Origin of the sequence: Paraburkholderia sp. PGU19, from assembly GCF_013426915.1 — a bacterium.
GTDB lineage: Bacteria > Pseudomonadota > Gammaproteobacteria > Burkholderiales > Burkholderiaceae > Paraburkholderia.
The window spans coordinates 190,849-212,755 of record NZ_AP023182.1 but is presented as its reverse complement, the minus strand read 5'-3'; the positions used below and the strand labels follow the sequence as shown (position 1 = coordinate 212,755).

Annotated in this window: 15 protein-coding genes and 5 pseudogenes; 12 read left to right on the top strand and 8 right to left on the bottom strand. The window is 59.7% G+C overall.

The window, feature by feature from the left end; all coding sequences use genetic code 11:
* The first annotated feature begins 38 nt into the window (after positions 1–38).
* The 4 genes and pseudogenes from H1204_RS41435 to H1204_RS53070 form a co-directional block, all read left to right on the top strand.
* A complete protein-coding gene (locus H1204_RS41435; RefSeq protein WP_180735891.1) occupies positions 39–848 on the top strand; it encodes an SDR family oxidoreductase in 810 nt (269 codons plus the stop codon).
* A 31-nt stretch (positions 849–879) separates the two neighbouring features.
* The gene (locus H1204_RS41430) at positions 880–1,746 is read left to right on the top strand and encodes a type 1 glutamine amidotransferase domain-containing protein (RefSeq protein WP_180735890.1); all 867 of its coding nucleotides are present in this window, start codon (positions 880–882) and stop codon (positions 1,744–1,746) included.
* A 111-nt stretch (positions 1,747–1,857) separates the two neighbouring features.
* A pseudogene (locus H1204_RS52040) lies at positions 1,858–2,127 on the top strand (hypothetical protein); the annotation flags it as partial.
* Positions 2,093–2,473, top strand: a pseudogene (locus tag H1204_RS53070) (tautomerase family protein); the annotation flags it as partial. The pseudogenes H1204_RS52040 and H1204_RS53070, both read left to right, overlap by 35 nt.
* A 328-nt stretch (positions 2,474–2,801) precedes the next feature.
* On the opposite strand, the gene H1204_RS41415 reads toward H1204_RS53070, so the two are convergent.
* From H1204_RS41415 to H1204_RS41400, 4 genes and pseudogenes are all read right to left on the bottom strand, one after another.
* Positions 2,802–3,608: an alpha/beta hydrolase gene (locus tag H1204_RS41415; protein ID WP_180735889.1), complete on the bottom strand. Its 807-nt coding sequence runs from the start codon at positions 3,606–3,608 to the stop codon at positions 2,802–2,804.
* A complete protein-coding gene (locus H1204_RS41410; RefSeq protein WP_180735888.1) occupies positions 3,601–4,836 on the bottom strand; it encodes a pyridoxal phosphate-dependent aminotransferase in 1,236 nt (411 codons plus the stop codon). Before H1204_RS41410 ends, H1204_RS41415 begins: the two co-directional genes overlap by 8 nt.
* Positions 4,836–5,497, bottom strand: a pseudogene (locus H1204_RS41405) (RraA family protein). Before H1204_RS41405 ends, H1204_RS41410 begins: the two are co-directional and overlap by 1 nt.
* Complete coding sequence (locus H1204_RS41400; RefSeq protein WP_180735887.1) at positions 5,494–6,162, bottom strand: RraA family protein; 669 nt, start codon at positions 6,160–6,162, stop codon at positions 5,494–5,496. The pseudogene H1204_RS41405 and the gene H1204_RS41400 overlap by 4 nt, the downstream one beginning before the upstream one ends.
* 103 nt (positions 6,163–6,265) lie before the next feature.
* On the opposite strand from H1204_RS41400, the gene H1204_RS41395 reads away from it, so the two are divergent.
* Positions 6,266–7,210 (top strand): LysR substrate-binding domain-containing protein, encoded by a 945-nt coding sequence (locus tag H1204_RS41395; protein ID WP_180735886.1) that lies wholly within the window; start codon positions 6,266–6,268, stop codon positions 7,208–7,210.
* 134 nt (positions 7,211–7,344) lie between these two features.
* Positions 7,345–7,617 (top strand): annotated as a pseudogene (locus H1204_RS53065) (RraA family protein); the annotation flags it as partial.
* A 246-nt stretch (positions 7,618–7,863) separates the two neighbouring features.
* Here the strand turns inward: H1204_RS53065 and H1204_RS41385 are convergent.
* Positions 7,864–9,201: an MFS transporter gene (locus tag H1204_RS41385; protein WP_180735885.1), complete on the bottom strand. Its 1,338-nt coding sequence runs from the start codon at positions 9,199–9,201 to the stop codon at positions 7,864–7,866.
* A gap of 608 nt (positions 9,202–9,809) precedes the next feature.
* Between H1204_RS41385 and H1204_RS41380 the strand changes: the two genes are divergently transcribed.
* Positions 9,810–11,294, top strand: a complete 1,485-nt coding sequence (locus H1204_RS41380; RefSeq protein WP_180735884.1) for a PLP-dependent aminotransferase family protein — start codon at positions 9,810–9,812, stop codon at positions 11,292–11,294.
* A gap of 68 nt (positions 11,295–11,362) precedes the next feature.
* Here H1204_RS41380 and H1204_RS41375 read toward each other — a convergent pair whose 3' ends face one another.
* Positions 11,363–12,856, bottom strand: coding sequence for an aldehyde dehydrogenase family protein (locus H1204_RS41375; RefSeq protein WP_180735883.1), 1,494 nt, complete (start codon positions 12,854–12,856; stop codon positions 11,363–11,365).
* Positions 12,853–13,959, bottom strand: coding sequence for a mandelate racemase/muconate lactonizing enzyme family protein (locus tag H1204_RS41370; protein WP_180735882.1), 1,107 nt, complete (start codon positions 13,957–13,959; stop codon positions 12,853–12,855). Before H1204_RS41370 ends, H1204_RS41375 begins: the two co-directional genes overlap by 4 nt.
* Positions 13,960–14,423: 464 nt before the next feature.
* Between H1204_RS41370 and H1204_RS41365 the strand changes: the two genes are divergently transcribed.
* The 5 genes and pseudogenes from H1204_RS41365 to H1204_RS41345 all read left to right on the top strand — a co-directional run bounded on the left by H1204_RS41365 (position 14,424) and on the right by H1204_RS41345 (position 20,083).
* Positions 14,424–15,476 (top strand): extracellular solute-binding protein, encoded by a 1,053-nt coding sequence (locus H1204_RS41365; RefSeq protein WP_180735881.1) that lies wholly within the window; start codon positions 14,424–14,426, stop codon positions 15,474–15,476.
* Between the two features lie 89 nt (positions 15,477–15,565).
* Positions 15,566–16,710 (top strand): annotated as a pseudogene (locus tag H1204_RS41360) (ABC transporter ATP-binding protein).
* Positions 16,707–17,603: an ABC transporter permease gene (locus H1204_RS41355; protein WP_180735880.1), complete on the top strand. Its 897-nt coding sequence runs from the start codon at positions 16,707–16,709 to the stop codon at positions 17,601–17,603. The pseudogene H1204_RS41360 and the gene H1204_RS41355 overlap by 4 nt, the downstream one beginning before the upstream one ends.
* A 1-nt stretch (position 17,604) precedes the next feature.
* Positions 17,605–18,474: an ABC transporter permease gene (locus H1204_RS41350; protein WP_180735879.1), complete on the top strand. Its 870-nt coding sequence runs from the start codon at positions 17,605–17,607 to the stop codon at positions 18,472–18,474.
* A gap of 10 nt (positions 18,475–18,484) precedes the next feature.
* A complete protein-coding gene (locus H1204_RS41345) occupies positions 18,485–20,083 on the top strand; it encodes a GMC family oxidoreductase N-terminal domain-containing protein (protein WP_180735878.1) in 1,599 nt (532 codons plus the stop codon).
* Between the two features lie 401 nt (positions 20,084–20,484).
* On the opposite strand, the gene H1204_RS41340 is transcribed toward H1204_RS41345, so the two are convergent.
* On the bottom strand, positions 20,485–21,828 hold the full coding sequence (locus H1204_RS41340) for an epoxide hydrolase (RefSeq protein WP_180735877.1): 1,344 nt from the start codon (positions 21,826–21,828) through the stop codon (positions 20,485–20,487).
* Positions 21,829–21,907: the final 79 nt, after the last annotated feature.

Genomic DNA, 21,907 nt, shown 5'->3' with positions numbered 1-21,907 from the left:
CGCCCTGTTGGTTCAACCACCTACTCAAAGGACTGAAAATGACTTCCTCTACGAACGGTTTCGCGCTGATCACTGGCGCATCGGCTGGCATCGGCGCCATCTACGCTGACCGTCTCGCCAGGCGCGGCTTCGACCTCATTCTGGTGGCACGCAACCAGAGCCGACTGAACGCTCTCGCAGAGCGCCTCACGAAAGAGACGGGCCGCTCGATCGAAACGATCGCCGCCGATCTCAACGACAAGGCTGCGCTCGCGAAAATCGAGACCCAGCTTCGCGAAGACCCCCGCATCACGATGCTGGTGAACAACGCGGGCGTCGGCTCGGTCGCATCGGTACTCGATGGTCACGTCGACTCCATGGAATCGATGATCAACCTGAACATAACGGCATTGACGCGTCTCACCTATGCGGTTGCGCCTGCGTTCGTCGCCAAGGGCTCGGGCACCATCATCAACATCAGTTCGGTGGTCGGCATTGCAGTCGAGCTGCTGAACGGTGTGTACAGCGCCTCGAAATCATACGTGCTGAGCTTCGGTCATGCGCTTCAACGCGACCTCGCGGGCAAGGGCGTGCGTGTGCAGACCGTGCTGCCGGCAGCGACGGCAACCGGGTTCTGGGACGTCGCCGGCTATGCGAAGCAAAAGGAAGCCGCGAGCACGATGACAGCCGACGACGTGGTGGATGCCGCGCTCGCGGGCCTCGATCAGGGCGAACTCGTGACCATCCCGACGCTGCACGATGGTGACGACTGGACGAAGTGGGAAGCCGACCGTCGCGCGCTGGCTCCCCGGTTCGCGAACGCCAAGGCCGCGCCGCGCTACACGTCGAACGCCACGACCGCCAAGTAAGTCCGTCACCCTATTGCAAAAGAGCCTGATCATGAACCTCCTTAAATTCGGCGCCGCTGCGCTCGCGATGGCCACCGCCTTTGCATTGCCGGTGGGCGCGTCGGCAAAGTCACGCGGCAAGGTTCTCGTTGTGATGTCGAGCGCGCATGAGCTCGACCTGCGCGATGGCAAGCGCTACGAGACCGGCTACTACCTGAACGAGTTCGTCGTGCCGTATCGCAAGCTTGTCGAGGCAGGCTACGAGCCGGTCATCGCGAACCCGAAGGGCGACATGCCCGTCATGGACGTCAATTCGAACAACAAGATGTTTTTTGGCGGCGACGATGCAGCGCGCGCTGACGCACTGAAGTACGCGCAAGGCATCGCGCAGCTGAAGCATCCCAAGACGCTCGCTTCGGTGGTCGCCGAGGGAACAGGCGGATATGTCGGGCTCTTCATTCCGGGTGGCCACGCCCCGATGGTCGATCTGCTGAAGGATCGCAATCTCGGCAAGATCCTGGTCAGCTTTCATGACAGCGGCCGTCCGACTGGAATCATCTGCCACGGACCCATCGTGCTGCTGTCCACGCTGAAGGACCCGGACGCCTTCGTCGCATCGATGATCGCCAATGATGGCAAGGCGAATTCTCTCGCTGCAGGCTGGCCGTATGCCGGTTACCGCATGACCGTCTTCTCAACGGGTGAAGAGCAGCAACTTGAAGGCCCGAACGGTCTCGGCGGCGACGTTCAGTTCTACCCAGTGAATGCACTCGCAGAAGCGGGCGCGCATGTCGATACGGTCGCGAACTGGCACAGCAACGTGGTCGTCGATCGCGAACTGATTACGGGTCAGCAGCCGATGTCGGCACCGGAATTCGGTGATGTCCTGGTGGCGAAACTGAAAGCGCGCACAAACTGAGCCCGGTCGTCGGGCAAGTTCGTAAAAGGACTGGATGCGTTGTGTCCGGTCCTTTTTTCATGGATTTCCCGATGACCTGAAAACCCTGCCGATTCGACATGGTTTGAGGCATCGGTGTCATCCAGAGTAGCAGTTGTGCCTACCGTCCCTGTGGCAGCAATGGTGCTCATCCTGGGTATCGATCGCTTCATGGCAGAGTGCCGCTCGTTGGTGAACGTCATTGGCAATGCAGTAGCGGTTGTCGTGGTGTCGGCGTGGGAGGGGGAGCTCGATCGGTCGATGATGCACACGGTGCTCTACGGAGAGCGGGATCAACGTGTATCGATTGATGGATCGGTAACGCTGAATGGGTCACAATCTGTCGATAGCCAGGCGCATTAATTTCGAGTCACCGTTTTTCCGGCGCGGAAACAGATCCCTCGCGATATCGCGTCGCGGCCGTGAGAGACGAGGCGTATCCCTCGCCCTAACTTTGAAATTTGCGAATCCACATCGTAGCGTGCAATCGCGACAGGAGAGCAACATGCCGACTTATACCGTGATGGCGGCCGCTGGGCGGCTTACCGATCCGCTGAAGCAAGAGATCGCGCGAGGCATTACACGCGTACACAGTGATGCGACCGGCGCGCAAGGCTTTTTCGCGCAGGTGATTTTTCAGGCCATTCCGGCTGGCAATCACTTCCTCGGCGGAGCACCGCTCGTGTCGGATCAGTTATTCGTCCAAGGACAGATCCGTGCGGGCAGAAGCGCGGATCAGAAGAGGGGCTTGCTCGAAGCTCTCGTCACGCTTTTGGCAAACGCGACAGGGCCGAAGAGCGCTCCGTTTGGGTGTATCTCTCGGAGTTACCGCCGTCCCAGATGGTTGAGTACGGTAAGGTGTTGCCCGAACCTGGAGCCGAATCGGAATGGCTCAATTCAATGCCTGAGTCCGATCGCGAATTCCTTCTTGGTATTGGGAAATAGAGATGTAGCAGCCCGAACGGCAGTATGGGTCGGTTACGGAAGATCGGTACAACTACGCCGCCCGCAATCGGTCGTGCGACGCCGCTCTCCCGTCAGCGCTGCGCCAGCCCGACAGCGTGCGCGATCCATCGCCACATCTCGACCGGATTCGAGTACATCGGAAAGTGTCCGCTGTGGCTCACTTCGGCGAGTTGGATGCCGTGCTCGCGAAGCGTTGGAAGGTAAGAAAGTGATGCGTTCTGCTCGCCGTACATGAACATCCGGGGAAACGGCAGCCCAAGGAAGCGGTCCATGAGACCAGCACTATCCGAGAGTTCCACCATCGAGCGGAAAATGTAGGGCACGGCCTCAGCGCGCACCTTGTGCTGCAAGCTTACGGCATAGAGCGGACATGAGAAGAAAGGCGAATGCCATGTGCGTTCCATGAACGAGTCGAAGAAGGATCGCGAGGTCTCAGCAGGGTAGTCGATCACCTGCCGACTGAGAAAGCAGTCTTCCGGAGCGACATTGCCTTCAATATCGACGAAGCTAAGCACCCGCTCGGGCATTTCGTCGGCGAGCATAAGGGCAGTCAGTCCGCCCATCGAATGGCCCACGAGATGGAAGCGATCGATCTGGTAGTGCGCAAGCACGGCCTTTGCAGTTTCGACAAGAAAGGGCACCGATATCTTTGACATATCCGCGCAGCTCGTCGCGCCACAGCCGGGCGCATCATAAGCGATGACAGGATGACCGTCGAAGGCCGGGTAGCGTGAAATATCGGCATAGTCTTCCTTCGTCGAACCGAATCCGTGCAGAAAGAGAATAGGCACGTGGTTGCCCGCGCGCTGCATGACTGCGAGATCGAGCGCCACACCTTGGACCTCGATCTTTACGTTTTCCTTTTCGAGTTCAGCCATGTGCGGCAACACCTCGTGAAAGCGACGAGCAAAATGATCCAATGATGCGGCATGCGTCGGTCAGCGCGGCGTCGTCGAGCGCATACGCTATGCGGATGTAGTGGCCGACGCCAAACGCGCTGCCATGAACCGTCGCTATGCCCGCTTCGTCGAGCAAGGCCGTCGCAACATCCTCGTCGCTTCGAAGCACCTTGCCGGCTGGAGTGGTCATGCCGAGCAGGGCGGAACATGACGCAAATGCATAAAACGCGCCGCCCGGTCTCGAGCACGTCAATCCTGTGGCGACATTGATCAGATCGACCACCAGGTTTCGTCTTTGTTCGAACGCAATGCGTGATTTGGTAATGCAGTCCTGCGTGCCAGTCAGTGCGGCAAGCGCGGCATGTTGAGAGATCGAACTCGCGCCCGAGGTCTGCTGGCTCTGCAGTTTTTCCATTGCATCGAGCAGCCAGCGTGGACCTGTTCCGTAGCCGATGCGCCAGCCCGTCATCGCGTAGGCTTTGGACACGCCATTCATCGTCAGCGTGCGTGCGGCGAGCCGAGGCTCGACCTGTGCAATCGTATGGAACGGCACGCCATCGAAGATCAGATGTTCATAGATATCATCGGACAGCACGAGGACATGCGGATGCGCGAGTAATACGTCCGCCAGCGCGGCGAGTTCATCGCGCGTATAGACCGCACCAGTCGGATTCGACGGCGAGTTGAGGATGAGCCATCGCGTGCGCGGTCCGATCGCTTGCGACAGCGCGTGCGGTGTCAGTTTGAAACTGCTCTCGACGCCGCACGATACCACGACCGGCTGGGCGCCGCAGAGGCTGACCATCTCTGGATAACTCACCCAGTACGGGGCGGGCACGATGACTTCATCGCCCTCGTTGAGCGTTGCCGCGAGCGCGTTGTAGATGACCTGCTTGCCGCCGCTGCACACGATGGTGTCCTGCCAGCCGACGTCCAGTCCATTCTCTCGCTGGAACTTCGCGGCGACGGCTTCGTGCAGGCTGCGCATGCCCGCAACCTGGGTGTAGCGCGTGTGGCCAGCCCGGATCGCTTCGATGGCCGCTTCCCGAACGTGTTCAGGCGTATCGAAGTCGGGTTCGCCCGCACTCAACGAAATGACGCTTGCACCGCTCGCGCGCCGCGCGGCGGCTCGATCCATCATCCGGTAGGTTGCCGAAGGCTGCGCACGCGCGAGATTCATGTTCAGACGATGAGCAAAAGCGTCCATCACGGTTTCCTCTGCAAGGTGTGATAGCCGAGTGCGGCACGCGCTTCGCCTAGCGTCATGCCATCCGCAATACGCGTGCGGATCTGCGACTCCGTCGCTTCGATGGTGCACGCGAGCGCGGCGACCTCGCGTGCACGATCGCGCGGCACGACGACAACGCCGTTCGCATCCGCGACGACGATGTCGCGTGCGCTCACGCGTGCCGTGCCGATCGAAATTGGCGCATTGATTGACTCGACCTGCACGCAATCCTTGCCGGTACGCATGAAGCGTCCGCGGGTGAGCATAGGGTAGCCGTCGTCGAGCGCTTTGGCCACGTCGCGACACACGCCGTCGATCACGGTCGCCGCGATGTGTCGCGCGCCTGCATACTGGGTCATGATGTCGCCCCAGACAGTGCAGTCCGTCGACCGTCGTTGTCGATGACGATCACGTCGCCAGCCGCGACATTGTCGATGAAATCGCCCACACAGCCCGGCGGCGTGCCTGCGCTCACATACTTCACCGTGAAGGCCGGACCGACGACCGTCTTGCGATAGTCATCCAGTGCAGCGATGCCGAGACATTGACCGGGCAGGCCGAGCGTGTCCATCGCATCGGAGACACCGGGCGTGTCCAGTCCTTCGAAGAGAGCGACGAGTTCCTTGTCTTCAGCACTCATTTGGCTTCCTTGACGTAAATGGCTTCGAATTCCTCGTCGTGCATCACGTCGGCGACGGAGCGGCCCGCCCGAACGGCCTTCACCATGCCGTCCTGACGTTTCGCGATCCGTTCGCCGAGTTCGATCACTTCTTCGATACGCGCGGCAGGCACGAACACGGTGCCGCAGCGATCCGCGATGACGTAATCGTCTTCATGCACGACGACGCCCGCGAACGTCACCGGCTTGCCGGAACTGATCTGGGCGGCGCGATTGCGTGCGCTGATCATTGTGATGCCGCGTCCGAACACGGGATAGCCGATCGACTCGCTGCCTTCGATGTCTCGGCTGCATCCATCGATCACCGAGCCGCGGATCTTTTTCGCGGTCGCCGCGTTGGCGATGATGTCGCCCCAGCACGAAATGCCTTCGAGTCCGCCCGCAATGACCAGAACGCGATCGTCCGTGTGAATCTCGTCGATCACAGGTGTGATGAGATGAACAGCCGGCGCGGCATCGGTCTTGGGTCCGAGCTGGATCGTGCTCGCGCGCCCGACGATGCGCGGGCAGTCCCACAGCGGCCGGATGCCGAAGGTGGCGCCGGGAAGGCCGAGAAAATCGAGTGTGTCAGAAACCGTGTTGGAATCCAGCGAGGCAAGCCGGTCGAGCAGGGAATGGGTCGTCATGGTCGTGACAGGAGGCGTTGCGGAGCCTGCAGTCTCGGCGTTAGAGTCACATATGTAAATTCCGAAGAACGGAACACTTTCATACGCCGAAGCTATCAATGCCATGATCAACTTTCGACTCGTCCGCCATCTATGGCTGTTCCTGGCGGTCGCCGAAGAACAGCATTTCGGCCGCGCGGCACAGCGGCTCGGCATGTCACAACCGCCATTGACCGAACAGATTCAGGTGCTCGAACAGGCGCTGAAGGTCAAGCTGTTCGAGCGCGGACGGCATGGCGCGAAGCTGACGCAGGTCGGCGCCGCCATCTTGCCGGCCGTCCGGAAATTCGCGGAGCAACTCGAACGCCTCGAACTCGCGGTACAGGAAGCGACGCAGGGAAATAGCGGTGTATTGACGATCGGCGCGATTGCATCCGCGATGATCGATACGCTTCCGCCTTTCATCGAGCGCCTGAAAGCGCAGTTTCCACAACTGACCGTGTCGGTCAAAGAAATCGACAGTATGGAAGCCGTACCCGCGCTCGAGCGCGGCGACATCGATCTCGCATTCGCACGCCTCGAGGGTGAACAGGGGCCGTCGATTCAATCGCTGGCGCTCAAGCAGGACCATCTCGCGGTGGCCCTGCCGAAGTCGCATCGGTTTGCGGAACTGCCGCGTGTGCGTCTTGCCTCGCTCACGGACGAAGCATTCGTCATGTTTTCGCGTCACTACAGTCCGAATTACTACGACGGCATCATCGCGACCTGTCGCAGCGCAGGGTTTTCGCCACGCGTGTTGCACGAAGTGCGCTCGGTTGCGTCGCAAATCGCGTTTGTCGGATGTGGACAAGGCATCGCGCTCGTGCCTGACTCATTGAAAAAGATGGCGGCGGACAATGTGGTGTTCCGGCCGCTCAAGGAGTCGGTCACCGTCGTCACTACGGCCGTCGCGTGGTCGACCGAGCGGGCGAATCCGATCGTCGACACGGCGATCGAGGCGCTGTCCAGGAGCAGAATCGTTCAGGCAGGGAAGGTACCTGCGGCGCGCAAGCGGACGTCTCGCCCATAGAACCCGGTACGTTCGATACGGCCGGCAGAACGATCCGTTCCGATCTTCGGAATGTACAGAACAGGACGACATGCACGATATTGGCTGCGGCTTCACATGCTTTCCCGCGCGTTTGCGGGATGAATCCGTCACCGATGAGGAGCGTTGCCGTGCCGAGTTTCGAGTTCAATATTCATCCGCCGCCTGCACTGGCGTCGTCCGAAATCGTCGACGCCCTGCGGGAGGTCATGACGCCGCACATCAGCGACAGCCTTCAGCGCGTGTCGGGCGTGGTGGGACTCACGCGCTATCACCGCAGCGGGAAGCTGGTTGGCACTGCGTTTACCGTCAAGACTCGTCCCGGCGACAATCTGCTGCTCTATAAGGCGTTGATGGATATGTCGCCCGGTCACGTCCTCGTCGTTGAGATATTTAGCTGGGATAGAGGAGATCCACGACGTCCGCTTAACGTTGGCGGATTCAACCGATCGATGCATCACAATGATCGCTGCGTGAGCAGCGGGAGTGTTGCAAATGAAACCGCTCCGGCCGAACAATCACCCACGCCGCACCTTGTCACACAATTCTGCGCGAACGTCGACGTCGAGGGCAGTGCCATTGATTACTGGTCATGATGCCGGGATGAGAACGCAATGGGCGAGGTGGGTGCCATATCATTTTCGCCCGGCAAGGCCGGTGGATAAGTGTTGCCGCGAATCAATCCTGATGCGCGAGACGAGCCACGCCGCCAGCACGAACCACCCCGCTGCGACGGCGAACGCGGCGACGTAGGCGGGTCCGGCGCCGGCAAACGCCTTGACCCATGACAGCATCCACCCGGTCGCGACAGGGCCGAGGATCTGCGGTAGCACCATCGACACTTGCCAGATGCCCATGTCCTTGCCGCTAGACGCATTGTCTGGCAACACTTGCAGCGCGAGTGCCCAGTCGACGGCTTGATAGGTGCCGTAAGCGACGCAGAAAACCAGCCCGACCGTGATCACCAGCAACAGGTTCGGATGCAACGCCAGCAGGACAAAGCCGATTGCAGCCCCGGCCATGATCCAGCTCGTCAGGCGGACAACCGGGACGACGCCATGGCGGTCGGCGAGTCGTGCGCCCAGCAGGCTGGCCGGAATCGCTAGCACCACGCCGACACCAAGCAGCCCATTCAGGAGACTGGTCGGATGACGAATGCCGATCACGTCCTGCAGGTAGTACAACATGAAGGTGAAGATTGACCAGATTCCCATGTTACCGAACAGGCGGGTTACCAGCACCCAGTAGAAGTTTCGGTGAAGGCGTGGATCGAGATAGAACGAGCGGATGAACGCGAAGAGCTCGAACCGTTCGCGGGATCCGGCGGGCGTCGGCTCGCGCGAGCCGCAAATCGTCAGCCAAAGGCAGAGCAGCATGATCGCAATGAACGTGGCAACCGTGGGGTACAGGTGACGCGGAGAATAAAACGCAACGAGCACCACGTTGCCAGTGATGGTGCCGAGTACGGTCATCACGTTGAGCCACGCGCTCGCGCGGTTGGCTTCCTGTTTCGGCACGACATCGGGCACCAGACCGGCGTACGGACCCGCTGCCCAGTTCCACCAGAATTGGAGATGCAGGAACGCCAGTGCATACAGCCATACGCTCCCCGCGCCGTTGAATGAAGCAAGCCATATCAGTGCGACCGAGGTGCCGAACACGCCGACGATGAGAAACGGTCGCCGACGTCCTTGTTTTGCAGAACAGCGATCTGAAAGCGCCCCGGCCAGTGGCGCCACGAGCATCGCAATGAATGCGCCGGACGCAATGACGGAGCCGGCCACGCCCTCCTTCAACGCGGCATCACGTCCGAGCATTTCGGCAACCTGTGCCGGCACGAGCACCGGAACGACCGTCATCCATTGGGTAAAGAGCGCAAACCACAGCGACGCGATCTGTATGTGGCTGAGCACCGACAGGCGAGGGGCAGGCGGTCTGGTTGACACATTCCGGGCTGGACTGGATCGGGTCATGTCTGAAGTCCATGAACGTCGCGCAGGGAGCACGACGCCGCACGGCGGAGGAAAATCGTGCCCGCTGCTGTGAGCTGGTCGAACACGATGGGGCCTCGTGCGTTTTGCTTCCCGCTCAATGCTTCGTTCCTGGCGAGACTATCGAGTAACGTTAGAACACTGATCTGGCTTACGCAAGCGAGCGGGGAAACCTGCCGTTTAAACGGCTGCAGTACCTCCGGAACCTGACGGACGTACTACGCGCACAATTCGGCCACTGCCGACAGTGAGGCGGCTGTGTGCGCCTTTCGGGACATTTGCGCCCAGGCTGCAGACGGTGCTGTGACTGGAAGGCGAGGAGGTCCGCCGGATGTTGTAACGCCGTCGATCAATAGGCCCTGTGCGGCGATTGGCATGTGTCGGGGTACGTGTCCGGTTACACTCAGCATGGTCCGGTAGCAACTCCCGTCGATACGACAAGAAGCAAACGGGTACGGGAAAACCACGATGCATCTGAGATGAGGATACGCTGCACACAGCCAACCTCCGCCAACAGACGCGCAGCACAGGACTCACGCTTGGGGAAGAGGAAGATGGTTAAACGTTCACGAGGTATGTTGCTGCAATCAATGGCGCTGGACCGCGACAGCTCCCAGGCACTGTCCACCCAGATCTATCAGCAACTCAAGGAACTGATACTCGAGGGCGCACTGTCGGCCGGTGATCGTCTGCCGTCTACCCGTACGATGGCGACCGAACTGGGCGTCGCGCGGGCAACGATTGTCGAGACCTTCGAGCGGTTGGTGGCGGAAGGCCTCCTCGAGTCGCGCGTCGGCGCCGGGACTCAGGTCAGTCAGGCGCTCAGTTCGCGCGCTGCGCTCGCGGACACGCAGTTGAACATCCATCCCGTCGCGAGCACCAAACTGGCCAAGGCCTTGACCATGGCCTCGCAATTCGGAACGCGGCTCGTGCATAAGCATCGCCCTTTTACCACCGGCATGCCTGCCTTCGACGCGTTTCCGATGGCGCAGTGGGTCCGCCTTTCAGGCAAGCATCTGCGCAATGCTCGCAACCAGATGCTCAGTTACCCTGATCCGCACGGGTATGGAAAGCTGCGCGAAGCGATCGCTGCCCATTTGCGCGTCAATCGGGGAATTGGCTGTGACCCGCAGCAAATATTTATCGTGAGCGGCGCGCAATACGCATTTCAGTTGATCGCGGACATGCTCGTCGATCCGGGCGACAAAGTCTGGTTTGAAAACCCCGGCCATATCGGTGCCCGTAACTGCTTCATGCTCGCGGGCGCGGATGTCGTGGCCGTACCTGTCGATGAATCGGGCTTGCGCGTGCAGTGCGGCCTGGAGAAGGCGCCGTCCTTCAAGCTGGCTTTTGTGACGCCGTCCCATCAGCAACCACTGGGCGTCAAAATGAGCCTTGAAAGGCGCTTCGGATTGCTCAAAGCCGCGGAGGCGAGCGAAGCCTGGATCATCGAGGACGACTGGGTGGGCGATTTCTGCGTGACAGACAAGCCTCTACCCACGCTGAAGGAGATGGATGCGGGTGAACGGGTGATCTATGTCGGCAGCTTCAGCAAATCGGTCTTCCCTTCGTTGCGGCTTGGGTTCATTCTCGCGCCGCTGCCTTTAGTTCCGTTCTTCCACACGAGTCTGGAAGCCTTTTCGCCGGGCGTTCCCACGCATGTTCAGGCGATCATGGCTGATTTCATCAGTGAAGGGCATTTTGCGACCCACATCCGCAGGATGCGCAAGCTGTACGCCGAACGATACGACGCGCTGGAAACGGCCGTCGGCACACATCTGTCACCGTGGCTGGAGGTGGCGCCGACGCGCACAGGCCTGCATACGGTAGCCTATCTGAAGTGCGACCTGGACCTCGATACGCTTTGTGGTGCTGCGGCCCATAAGGGCATTGTGCTCACGCCGATCAGCCGCTTTTGCATCGACCCCGTGGAGCAGAAGGGGATCGCAATGGGCTTCTCGGCTTATACGCCTGCGCAGATCGAACATGCTGTTATCGAGCTAAAGGCAATTCTGGAGCATGCCAGCGCGATATCGATTCGAAGGACGCGTGCCCACGCTTCGCTGCAAGACTGACCACTGCAGCGCACCTCACCAGTTTGAACGGCGCTTGACCCGTTCAAACTGGTTTCGACGCGCGACGATCAGATTTTCGCGACAACGCTCTTCAGCTTGCAATAGCTCTTGATCCCTTCCAGACCCTTCTCGCGGCCAAAGCCTGACTTCCGGTTGCCGCCGAATGGAACTTCAATGCCTCCGGCAAAGTACTCGTTGATATACACCTGTCCCGCATCGACCTGGCGTGCAAAGCGATAGGCCTTGCTGATGTCGCTCGTATAGATGCCCGCAACCAGTGCATAGTCCGTGCCGTTGGCCAGCGCAATCACTTCGTCGAGGTCATCCGCCTTTTGAACGACGAGAACAGGGCCGAAGATCTCCTCTTGCACGACAGGGTCCCCCGCGGATTCGGCGGCAATGACGGTGGGTGCGTAGAACCAGCCTCCCGGCGCGCTATCAGGTCGAACGGTCTTACCACCCGTCAACAGCAGATTTCCACGGCCCGCTGCGGCAGATACATGCTGGTCGATCCTGCTCAGATGCTGTGCCGAATTGACCGGGCCAACATCAGGGTTGGCCAGCCCATGACCAAGACGCAGCTTCTGGATGCGTTGAAGCAGACGGTCCATGAACATGTCATGCAGCCCGCGCTCGATGATCAGACGTGAACCGGCAGAACAGATCTGGCCAGCGTTCTCGTAGATCGCGCCTAAGACGCCGTCGAGCGCCGCCTCGACGTCGCAATCGGCCAGTACGGCCACCGGAGATTTGCCGCCCAGTTCGAGCAGCACGCGGGTGATATTGTCCGCAGCCGAGCGCATCACGTGCTGACCCGTCGCAACAGAACCGGTGAACGTAATGTGATGGACATCCGGGTGCGATACGAGCGCCGCGCCCGCCGCCGCGCCCGTTCCCGTGACCACATTGAGCACCCCGCGAGGCAAGCCGGCCCGCCAGGCCAACTCCGCGAGAAGCAGCGCGGACAGGGGCGTCTGTTCAGCCGGCTTTGCCACGACAGCGCAACCGGCAGCCAGTGCGGGAGCGATGCCGCGCGCGGCTGTACCGACCGGATAGTTCCACGGGATGATCTGCGCGGCGACGCCTACGGGCTCCTCGACAGTGAATCCCACATAATCGGCGCCTAACGGGAGACTGTCCCCTTGAATCTTGTCGGCTGCGCCAGCGTAGTACTCGAAGGTGCGTATCACGCCGCGCACGTCGGCCTGTGCCTCGACAAGACGCTTGCCGCTATCCAGGCTCTCGACGACCGCGAGACGATCGGCGTGCTCCCTGACCTCTTGTGCGATCGCCGTGAGCACGCGGCTGCGTTGTGCCGGCGTCGCCTTTCCCCAGTCTTCGCGCAGCGCGCGATTGGCTGCAACGACGGCCCGGTCAATGTCGCTCTCGCCGCCCGCTGCGAACCGCGCGAACGGCTTTCCCGTGCCGGGGTCGAAGGTCTCCAGGTGTTCTTCCGTCGTACCCGGCCGGTACTGACCATCGATGAAATGATCTTGCGGCAGGCCTTCCAGGGTGCCGCTCTCGCGTGCTTCGGCGACGAGTTCGTTCAGGGTGCGGTTCATACGTTGACCTCGCTGACGGCATAGCTGGATTTTGCCAGCCAATCCGGATTGACTTCCAAACCCCATCCCGGCTCGGACGGGATCTGCACCATACCGTCCTTCACGTCGAGATACGAGCGGAACAGGCCACGCTCCCACGGATAGTAGTCTTCGCCTTCGATCGAATACTCGACATAGGCACCCGCGTTTTTCAGCGCACCCATGATATGAAGCGTGAACAGTGTGACCATCGAGTGATTGGCCGAATGCGGCGTCACCTTGATGCCTGCCTCTTCAGCCATGCGCGCGACCTTCAACATGCGCGTGACGCCACCGATATAGCAGACGTCCGGTTGCACGATGTCCACGATCCGATTGTCGATCATGTAGCGCCACAGCGTGAGATCGCAGTCCTGTTCGCCGCCGGTGACATCCAGCTTCAGCGTTTGCGCGACCTCTCTTGTCCAATGATGCTCCCAGTACGGACAGGGTTCCTCGAAATGGATCACGCCATAGTCCTCCAGCATGCGTCCCACTTCGATGGCCTTGCGGGGCGAATAGGCGCTGTTCCCGTCGACGAGCAAACGAACGTCGCTTCCCAACGCCTTCCTGACGGCGGGAACAATTTCGGTGGTGCGGCCCGGCCACTCATCCTGATCGTGGCCGCACTCCTTGCCGACACGAAACTTGAATGCTGAGAAGCCGAACTCGTCACGCAGTCTCGCAAGGCGCGCGGCCTCGTCCTTTGGCGTGATCTCTCCGCGCTTCATGCTGGAAGCGTAGACGGGAAAGGCTCGCGGGGTGCCGCCCAACAGTTCACATACGCTTTTATTTTCGAGCTTGCCTCTCAGGTCCCATAGTGCGGTGTCGAGTCCCGTCAACGCGCGGTAAAGATACGAACAGGGAAACTTATGCTCCCGCTCGGGGATGATGTTCACCAGATGCTCGATGTCGAGTGCATCCTGGCCCAATGCCCACGGCGCGATTTGCCTGTGAAACACCTGAGCCGTGATATCCGCGTTGTAGGTTGACGTCTGCCCCCAGCCCTGTAATCCGGTGTCGGTCGTGACGCGGACAAATCCCACGTGCTTATTGCTAAAAGTCTCCAGGCGGCTAATTTTCATTCGTTGTTCACTCCAGCAATGGCTCTCGGTTGTGCAGGTTGCGTATCGATCTCGGGCGCAATCGCGTGCCCGGTTGGGTCCCGCTGTCCGCTATCTTTTCTCCAGAATAGTATTGTCGGAAACGTCCATTCTGGAAAAAGTACCAGTCCATTTTGAGAGTCAGTCTGTTTTGACGCTGTGTAATCGCTAGATGCCCAGCAAAATTTTCGATGCCCCGTATCAGGGTTTTCCAGTCTTCTTGGCTGATTGGTGGACAGCACAACATTTCGGCCTTGGGCCGGCCCCAGAGCGTCTGTGGACGGTCGTAGCGGCCCATTATGCAAAATGGTCTGCTACATTTTTCCAAAATGGGTCTTCTTGCCGGGCCAAGAGCGGGCGTAGCGTAACACCTGCTCCGCTTGAATCCGACCGACTTCCTGTGGTCCGGCGGCGGCACACAAAAAACGTAACGTAGGAGACAACGTATGGCTAACGGAAAGAGATTGCTCGCCATGCTGGTGGCGGGTCTGGTGTTCAACGCGACAGCGTCTGCCGAAACACTCCGGCTGCTGACATGGGGCGACTACGCCCCTGACGCGCTCGTCAAGAAATTCAAGCAGGAGACCGGCATCGACGTGCAGGTCACTCTTTCCAATAACGAAGACATCATTTCAAAACTTCGGGCAACGGGCGGTGCCGGTTTTGACCTCGCACAACCGAGCCAGGACCGCATTGCGGGACCGCAGGCCGATTTCCATATCTACAAGCCTATCGATCTTTCTAAGGTCAATAAGAACCTGTTCATCCCCAGCCTGCTGAGCGCAACCAAAGACAATACGACGATCGACGGGAAGGTCTATGCACTGCCTTATCTGTGGGGCACGCTGGGCGTCCTGACCAACGAGACCAAGGCCGGGAAAGTGTCGAACATCGGCGAGATGTGCAACGTCCAGTACAAAGGCAAGATCTCGATGCGGATAAGACGGCCGGCGCTGATCCTGATGGCCTTTGCCGATGGCGACGATCCGTTTGCCGCGTACAGCAACCCCGACAAATATCAGGCAATCATCGAAAAGGCGGGCCAGAAGCTGGCGGAGTGCAAGACGAACGTCAAGACCTACTGGAACAACACCGATGATCTGCTGAACATGATGCGTTCAGGCGAGATCGTCGCCGCTGAGGGATGGGACTCGCTCGCGTTCAAGCTGCAGGGTGAGAACATGCCCATCGGCTACGACAGGAAGCCTTTGGGATGGGTCGACACGTTTGTCCTCCCGGCGAAAGGCAAGGCGGATGACGCTGCCTACAAGTGGATCAATTTCGTCATGCGCCCCGAGAATGCTGCCCTCGTGATGCAGTCTTCCAACAGCATGTCGGCTGCTGTCGGCGCTCAAGACCGCGTTCCCGAAAAGCTGCGCGAGTCGATCGGCAAGGTCTATCCGCCCCAGGCCATTGCGAATATCAAGTGGTTTCCGCCGATCCCGCCCGGCCTGGAGTCTCGCGAAGGAAAGATTCTTGATCGCATAGCGGCGCGGTAATTCGCCACTCTATATGTCCGGAGAGGGTGCCCCGCGTTCTCTCTCCGTGCTCCAAGTCGATGAGCCCGTTCGCACAGGCACGCAAAGAGATGAAACGAGATAGCATTTGCACAGGTCTGCACGACCTTGAATGTAGGGATGTGGTGAAGACTTTTGGCAATCACGTTGCCGTCGACCGAATTTCTCTAAGTGTCAAGCAGGGATCGTTTTTCTCGATCCTCGGCCCTTCGGGCTGCGGGAAGACCACGTTGCTGCGCATGGTGGCGGGCTTCGGTAATCCCACCTCCGGCGACATCCTGATCAAAGGGCACTCGGTGCTCAAGACCCCGCCGAACAAGCGGCCGGTGAACATGGTGTTTCAGCACCTTGCGTTGTTCCCGATGATGAATGTCGCTCAAAACATCGCGTATGGCCTGAAGCGCAAGGGCGGCTTCACCCAGAGTGCGATCGACAAGAAAGTGAACGATGCACTCGAGCGCGTCGGCTTGCCCGGCATCGGCGGCAAGCAGGTCACGCAGCTTTCAGGTGGTCAGCGTCAGCGCGTGGCCATCGCGCGGTGCATGGTGCTGGAGCCCGCAGTTCTGCTCCTCGACGAACCACTCGGTGCGCTGGACCTGAAACTGCGCGAGCACATGAAGCTGGAACTCAAGCAGTTGCAGAGCCAGTTCGGCACGACCTTCGTGTACATCACGCACGACCAGTCCGAAGCACTGGTGATGTCCGACCAGGTGGCCGTGATGAACAAGGGGCGCTTCGAGCAGGTCGCCAGTCCCCAGGAGCTGTACTACGCGCCCGCAAGCGCCTTCGTGGCGGGTTTTGTCGGTGACAGTCACCGATGGAGCGGGCAGGTCACGGAGGTTCATGCACGCGCGCTTGCCGTACGCACGCAGACCGGCCAGACGTTCCGCGCAGCCACCGGCGACGGTATCCACGCCAGATGTGGCGACCATCTCGATCTGTTCCTGCGCCCAGAGGCCATCAACATCGATCTCGCCAGCGCAGCCGCCCTCCCGCCGCCGCTGAGTTCAACCTCATGAAAGGCACGTTGGAGAGCCTGCTGTTCAACGGCGCCAATAGCCGCGCGATGGTTCGCGTGACGTCAGGTGATCTGATCCCCGTGGCTTTGCCGCAAAACCTCAACAACCGCGGCCTCGTGCAGGGCGCCGAAGTTCGCATCAGCTTTGCGGCCGATCAACTGATTGGCTTCCCGGCAGCAAATGGGGGACGCCAATGAGTGACGCCACCCTGAGCCTGGCGGACGGGGCGGCGAGCCGGCGTCTGTCGTTCTATCTGGTGCTCACGCCATTCATGCTATGGATGTTCGTGATCATCCTGCTGCCCCATTTCAATCTGCTGATGCTGTCTTTTCACGATTCGGCTTCGCAACATTCGAATCACTTCAGCCTCGCCAATTACCGTGAGTTCTTTGGTGAGCGTGTTTATCTGGTCACGCTCGTACGCACCATTACGATTTCGATCTTTTCGACCGCACTGACGCTGGTTATTTCGTGGCCCATCGCTTACTACATTGCGAAGATTGCCCGTGGACGTTCGAAAAAGTCTCTTTATCTGGCGTGTCTGTTGCCGTTCTGGGTGGGTGAACTGGTCCGCGTATTCGGGTGGATGATCATTCTGCGCGAAACGGGCTTATTGTCCCGGTTCCTGCAGTACATCGGTTTGATCGATGGCCCCATCGAGTTTCTGTACAACGACGCGGCGATGATCGTGGGGCTGGTTTATACCTCCATGCTGTTTATGATCGTTCCTCTGACGTCCGTCCTCGAGAGCCTTGACGATTCGCTCGTCGAGGCCGGGTACGATCTGGGCGGCAACGGCTTCGACGTGATGCGAAAAATCGTCATTCCCCATGCGATGCCCGGCATCGTCGCGGGATGCATCATCGTGTTCATGTTGAATCTGGGCAACTATCTGACGCCGACGCTGATGGGCGGGAAAAGCAGTCAATGGTTCACGGAGCAGATCTATACGCAATTCATCACGCGATTCAACTGGGAATTGGGTTCCGCGTTTGGCTTCGTATTGTTGCTGACATCCAGTGTCATTGTCTGGATTGGCTTGAAAATCACCGGACAGTCCTTGTCCAGTTCACTGGCCAGGGGGCAATAACATGCTGCGTACTATTCCGAACAAGAAGTCGCTGTCGTGGGCCTATAACGGGTACGTCGCTCTGTTTCTGGCGTATCTCGCCCTGCCGTTGCTGGTGGTGGCTGCGTTCGCGTTCAATGACTCCTCGATTCCCTCTCTGCCGTGGAAAGGATGGACATTGGACTGGTTCGTGGGCCAAGGGACGCCCCGAACGGGTATGTTCTTCGACAGCGAAATCGTGAGCAGCATGGGCAATTCGCTAATCGTGGCGCTGATGGTCACGGTGCTGTCGATTTTCTGCGGCACGACAACGGCGTTCCTGTTCGAACGCTACGACTTCAGATGGAAGAGCTTTTGCTACATGCTGATGCTGCTGCCACTCGTCATTCCTGGCGTCATTCTGGGTATCTCGATCCTTGCATTCTCGAGCAACATTGCGAATCTCATCGAAGGTCACTTCGATGTGACCGTCGACGCGTTGCGCCCAGGCCTGCTGTTGATCATCTTCGGCCAGTTCTCCTTTATCGCGACGATTGCCACGCTGGTGATTTCGGCCAGACTGCGCAAATTCGATCGCTCGCTGGAGGAAGCCGCGCTGAATCTGGGTGCGAGTCCAGCACAGGTGTTGAGAACCATCACATTGCCGTTTTTGTATCCGTCGATGATTGGCTGTGGCCTCGTGGCGTTCCTGATGTCGTTTGAGAACTTCAGCACGACACTGATGCTGGTGGGCTCGGATGCGCCACTGACGATCGCCATGTTCAACCGGATGCGGCAGGGCTCGACGCCGGAACTGAACGCGATCTCGCTCTCGCTGATGATGGGTTCGGCGCTGCTGGGCCTGGTGAGCATCGTCGCTCAACGCAAGAAAGCTGGCAATCAGGGCGAATAAGTCGAACACCATGTCCGAATTCGATTACATCATTGTGGGCGCCGGCTCTGCAGGCTGCATCCTGGCCGACAGGCTGAGCGCGTCTGGCCAGTACAGGGTGTTGCTGCTGGAGGCGGGCGGCGTGGAAAAGTCCATGTGGGTAAGAATGCCGCTTGGCTTCGCGAAACTGTTCTACCACCCCAGGTACAACTGGCGCTATTACACGACGGTTCAGCAGCAATTGATGAATCAACGTGTCTATACGCCGCGCGGCAAGGTTCTCGGCGGATCGGGCTCGATCAATGCAATGATCTATGTGCGAGGGCAGCGCCGGGATTTCGACGACTGGGCGGCCCGTGGCAATCCGGGTTGGTCTTTCGATGATGTGCTGCCCTGGTTCAAGCGTCTTGAGTCCCATCCGCTCGGCGACACCAGCTGGCATAGCAGTAGTGGAAAAATCCGCATTACGCGCGATCCCGTTCATCCCATCTGTGAGAACTTTTTTCGGGCGTGCGATGAATTGGGCTTTCCTCGCAACGACGACTTCAATGGCGCGCAGTTCGAAGGCGCGGGTGTCTACGACATCAATACGCGCGATGGCCAGCGCGATTCGTCGTGTGCTGCTTATTTGCGGCCCGCGATGAAGCGTACCAATCTGGTCGTGGAGACCGACGCCCTCGTCGAGCGCGTGCTATTCAACCCGAACAAGACTGCGATTGGTGTCAGCGTGTTGTTGCGGGGCCATCGCCAGGTGTTTCGCGCCAGGCGCGAATTGATTCTTTCGGCAGGCGCGGTGGAAACGCCCAAGCTGCTTCAGTGTTCCGGCATTGGCGACGCAGCACTGCTCGGCCAGCATCAGATACCGGTTATCCATGATGCACCTGCCGTCGGCCGCAACCTGCAAGACCATTTATGTGCCTCTTATTATTTCGAGGCCAGCCGCCCGACCGTCAACGATGAACTGAAGACCTTGCCCCAACAGGCGCGTGCGATGTTGCAGTACCTGCTCCAAGGCCGAGGCGCTTTCGCGACTACCGTGAAAGCCGGGGGATTCTTCCGCACGAGCGAGGCGCAGCAGCATCCGAACATGCAGATTTACTTCAACCCCTTGTCGTATGTGCTGCCGGAGTCGCCGGGCATGCCGAAGATCGAACCGTATTCCGGCTATACGATGTTTTTCGCGCCGTGCCGTCCAACCAGCCGAGGCACCGTTCAGTTGAAGAGTCCCGACGTTCACGAAGCTCCGCTGATCGATCCGAATTATCTCGCGACCGAAAATGACCGGGCAGAGGCGATTGCGGGCAGCAGGCTCATACGGCGTCTGGCGTCGACGGCTGGACTGGCTGAAGTGACGAAAACGGAAGTCAAACCGGGCACGAGTGTTTCCGACGACGACAGCATGCTGCAGTTCTTCCGTGAGCAGAGCGGGTCGATTTATCACCTTTGTGGTTCGTGCGCAATGGGAAGCGACCCACGGGAGTCAGTCGTGAACAGTGAATTGCAGGTTCACGGCACTCGCAGCCTGCGGGTCGTTGACGCCTCCATCTTCCCGAACATCACATCAGGCAACATCAACGCACCGACGATGATGGTAGCGGAAAAGGCCTCACAGATGATACTAGGCCATTGATGCACCTGCGTACCGTCGATGGCACATCGCTGGCGCGGAGTTGCCGGGAAAGTCGGTGATGCGGCTGCTGAGGCGCGAATGTCCGGAAAGCAACGTGTAGCCGCCTGACCCAGCCAATCAATATGCGCAGGGGAATGCTGCTTGGTCGGCTGCTGGGGCGGCCTGTCGTATCAGTCGTGGTCCACGGCGAATGACCGGCTCCGAGCGAAGCGAACGGGTGCCAAGGATCGAACACCCATTCAGGGAATATTCACCCATACTTCGAATACCCCGGGCGCACCACGATGCGGCAGCACCACCGGCATGCCGTGCGCCACCACCTGTCCGTCCTCGAACACTTCGGCCAGGTGGTTGATTGGCCAGCACGGCACCCCGCCGCATTCCCGCTTGCTTCGACTAGCTCAGCGCAGTGGCCTGAAGGCTGCCCTCAGTTCCTGAGCGAAGATCATCGGCTGCTCCCACGCGGCGAAGTGGCCGCCTTTCTCAGCTCGGTGATAGTAGATGAGGTTCGGGTAGGCCTTCTCTGTCCAGCTCCGCGGCGCCTGATATTGCTCGCCGGGGAACACGCTTACGGCCACCGGGATCTTGACGCCTTTGGCGTTAAAGAAGCCACCCTTATATTCCCAGTAGAGGCGAGACGCAGACACGCCCGTGTTGGTCAGCCAATACAGTGTGATGTTGTCGAGGATTTCGTCACGCGTCAGTTCGCCTGTGGGGCTCGAACTCCGGTTCAGAGCCTCGGCGACTGCGGCAGCCGGCTGCGCATTGGCATCATTGTGGTCGAGGAGCCATGCGGCGAGGCCGACGGGTGAATCGTCAATACCATAAAGCGTCTGTGGACGCGACCCCATCAAGCGGGCGTAGTCCACTTCCTTGAAGGTCTGGGCGAGCTGCCCGTAAGCGCGGGTCTCGTCCGCTGACAGACCGGCTGGCGCCGGTGCGCCGATCTGTAGTGCCTTGTCGACGTCAGCAGGAACCGTCGCGGGCATGTTGGTGTGAATGCCGAGCAGTCCGGGAGGTGCCTGCAAGCCCATCTGATCGACGACGAACGCACCCCAGTCGCCGCCCTGAGCGACGTAGTGCTGATATCCGAGACGGCGCATCAACTCGGCCCAGGCGCGCGCCATGTGCTCGGGACCCCAGCCGGTTGTTGTCGGTTTGCCGGAAAAGCCGTAGCCCGGCATCGACGGGATGACGACATCGAACGAGTCTTCGGCCTTCCCGCCATACGCGACCGGATCTGTCAACGGTCCAATCAGCTTGATCTGTTCAAGCACGGAGCCGGGCCAACCATGGTTGATGATCAATGGAAGCGCATTGGGGTTCTTCGAACGAACATGGATGAAATGTATGTCTACTCCGTCGATGGTCGTCACGAACTGCGGAAGGGCATTGAGCTTCGCCTCCGCTTTACGCCAGTCATAATCGGTCGCCCAATAGCGTGCGAGATTCTGCATGGTCGCGAGCGGCACGCCCTGCGAAGAGTCTGCGACGGTTTCCTTTTCCGGCCATTGCGTGGCGGCAATCCGCCGGCGAAGCTCGTCAAGGGCGGCCTGCGGCACATGGACTTTGGGCAGCGGACGGATGGAGGCGTCGTCAGTCGTTGCGGGCTGTTTCGTGGAAGGCAGGCCGGCAGCAGGAACGGCATGGGCGCAACTGAAGGCCGTGGCGAGGGTAAGGCCCAGTGCGGCCGCGACGGATGCAACAAACCTGCGCCAGGTTGGCGTTGACGATACAAACGACATGGTGATTCTCCAATAAGAGCGTGCGAGTCTGCGGCGCGCGCAGGGTGACGCTGCAATGGCGACTATCAAAGTGATATTG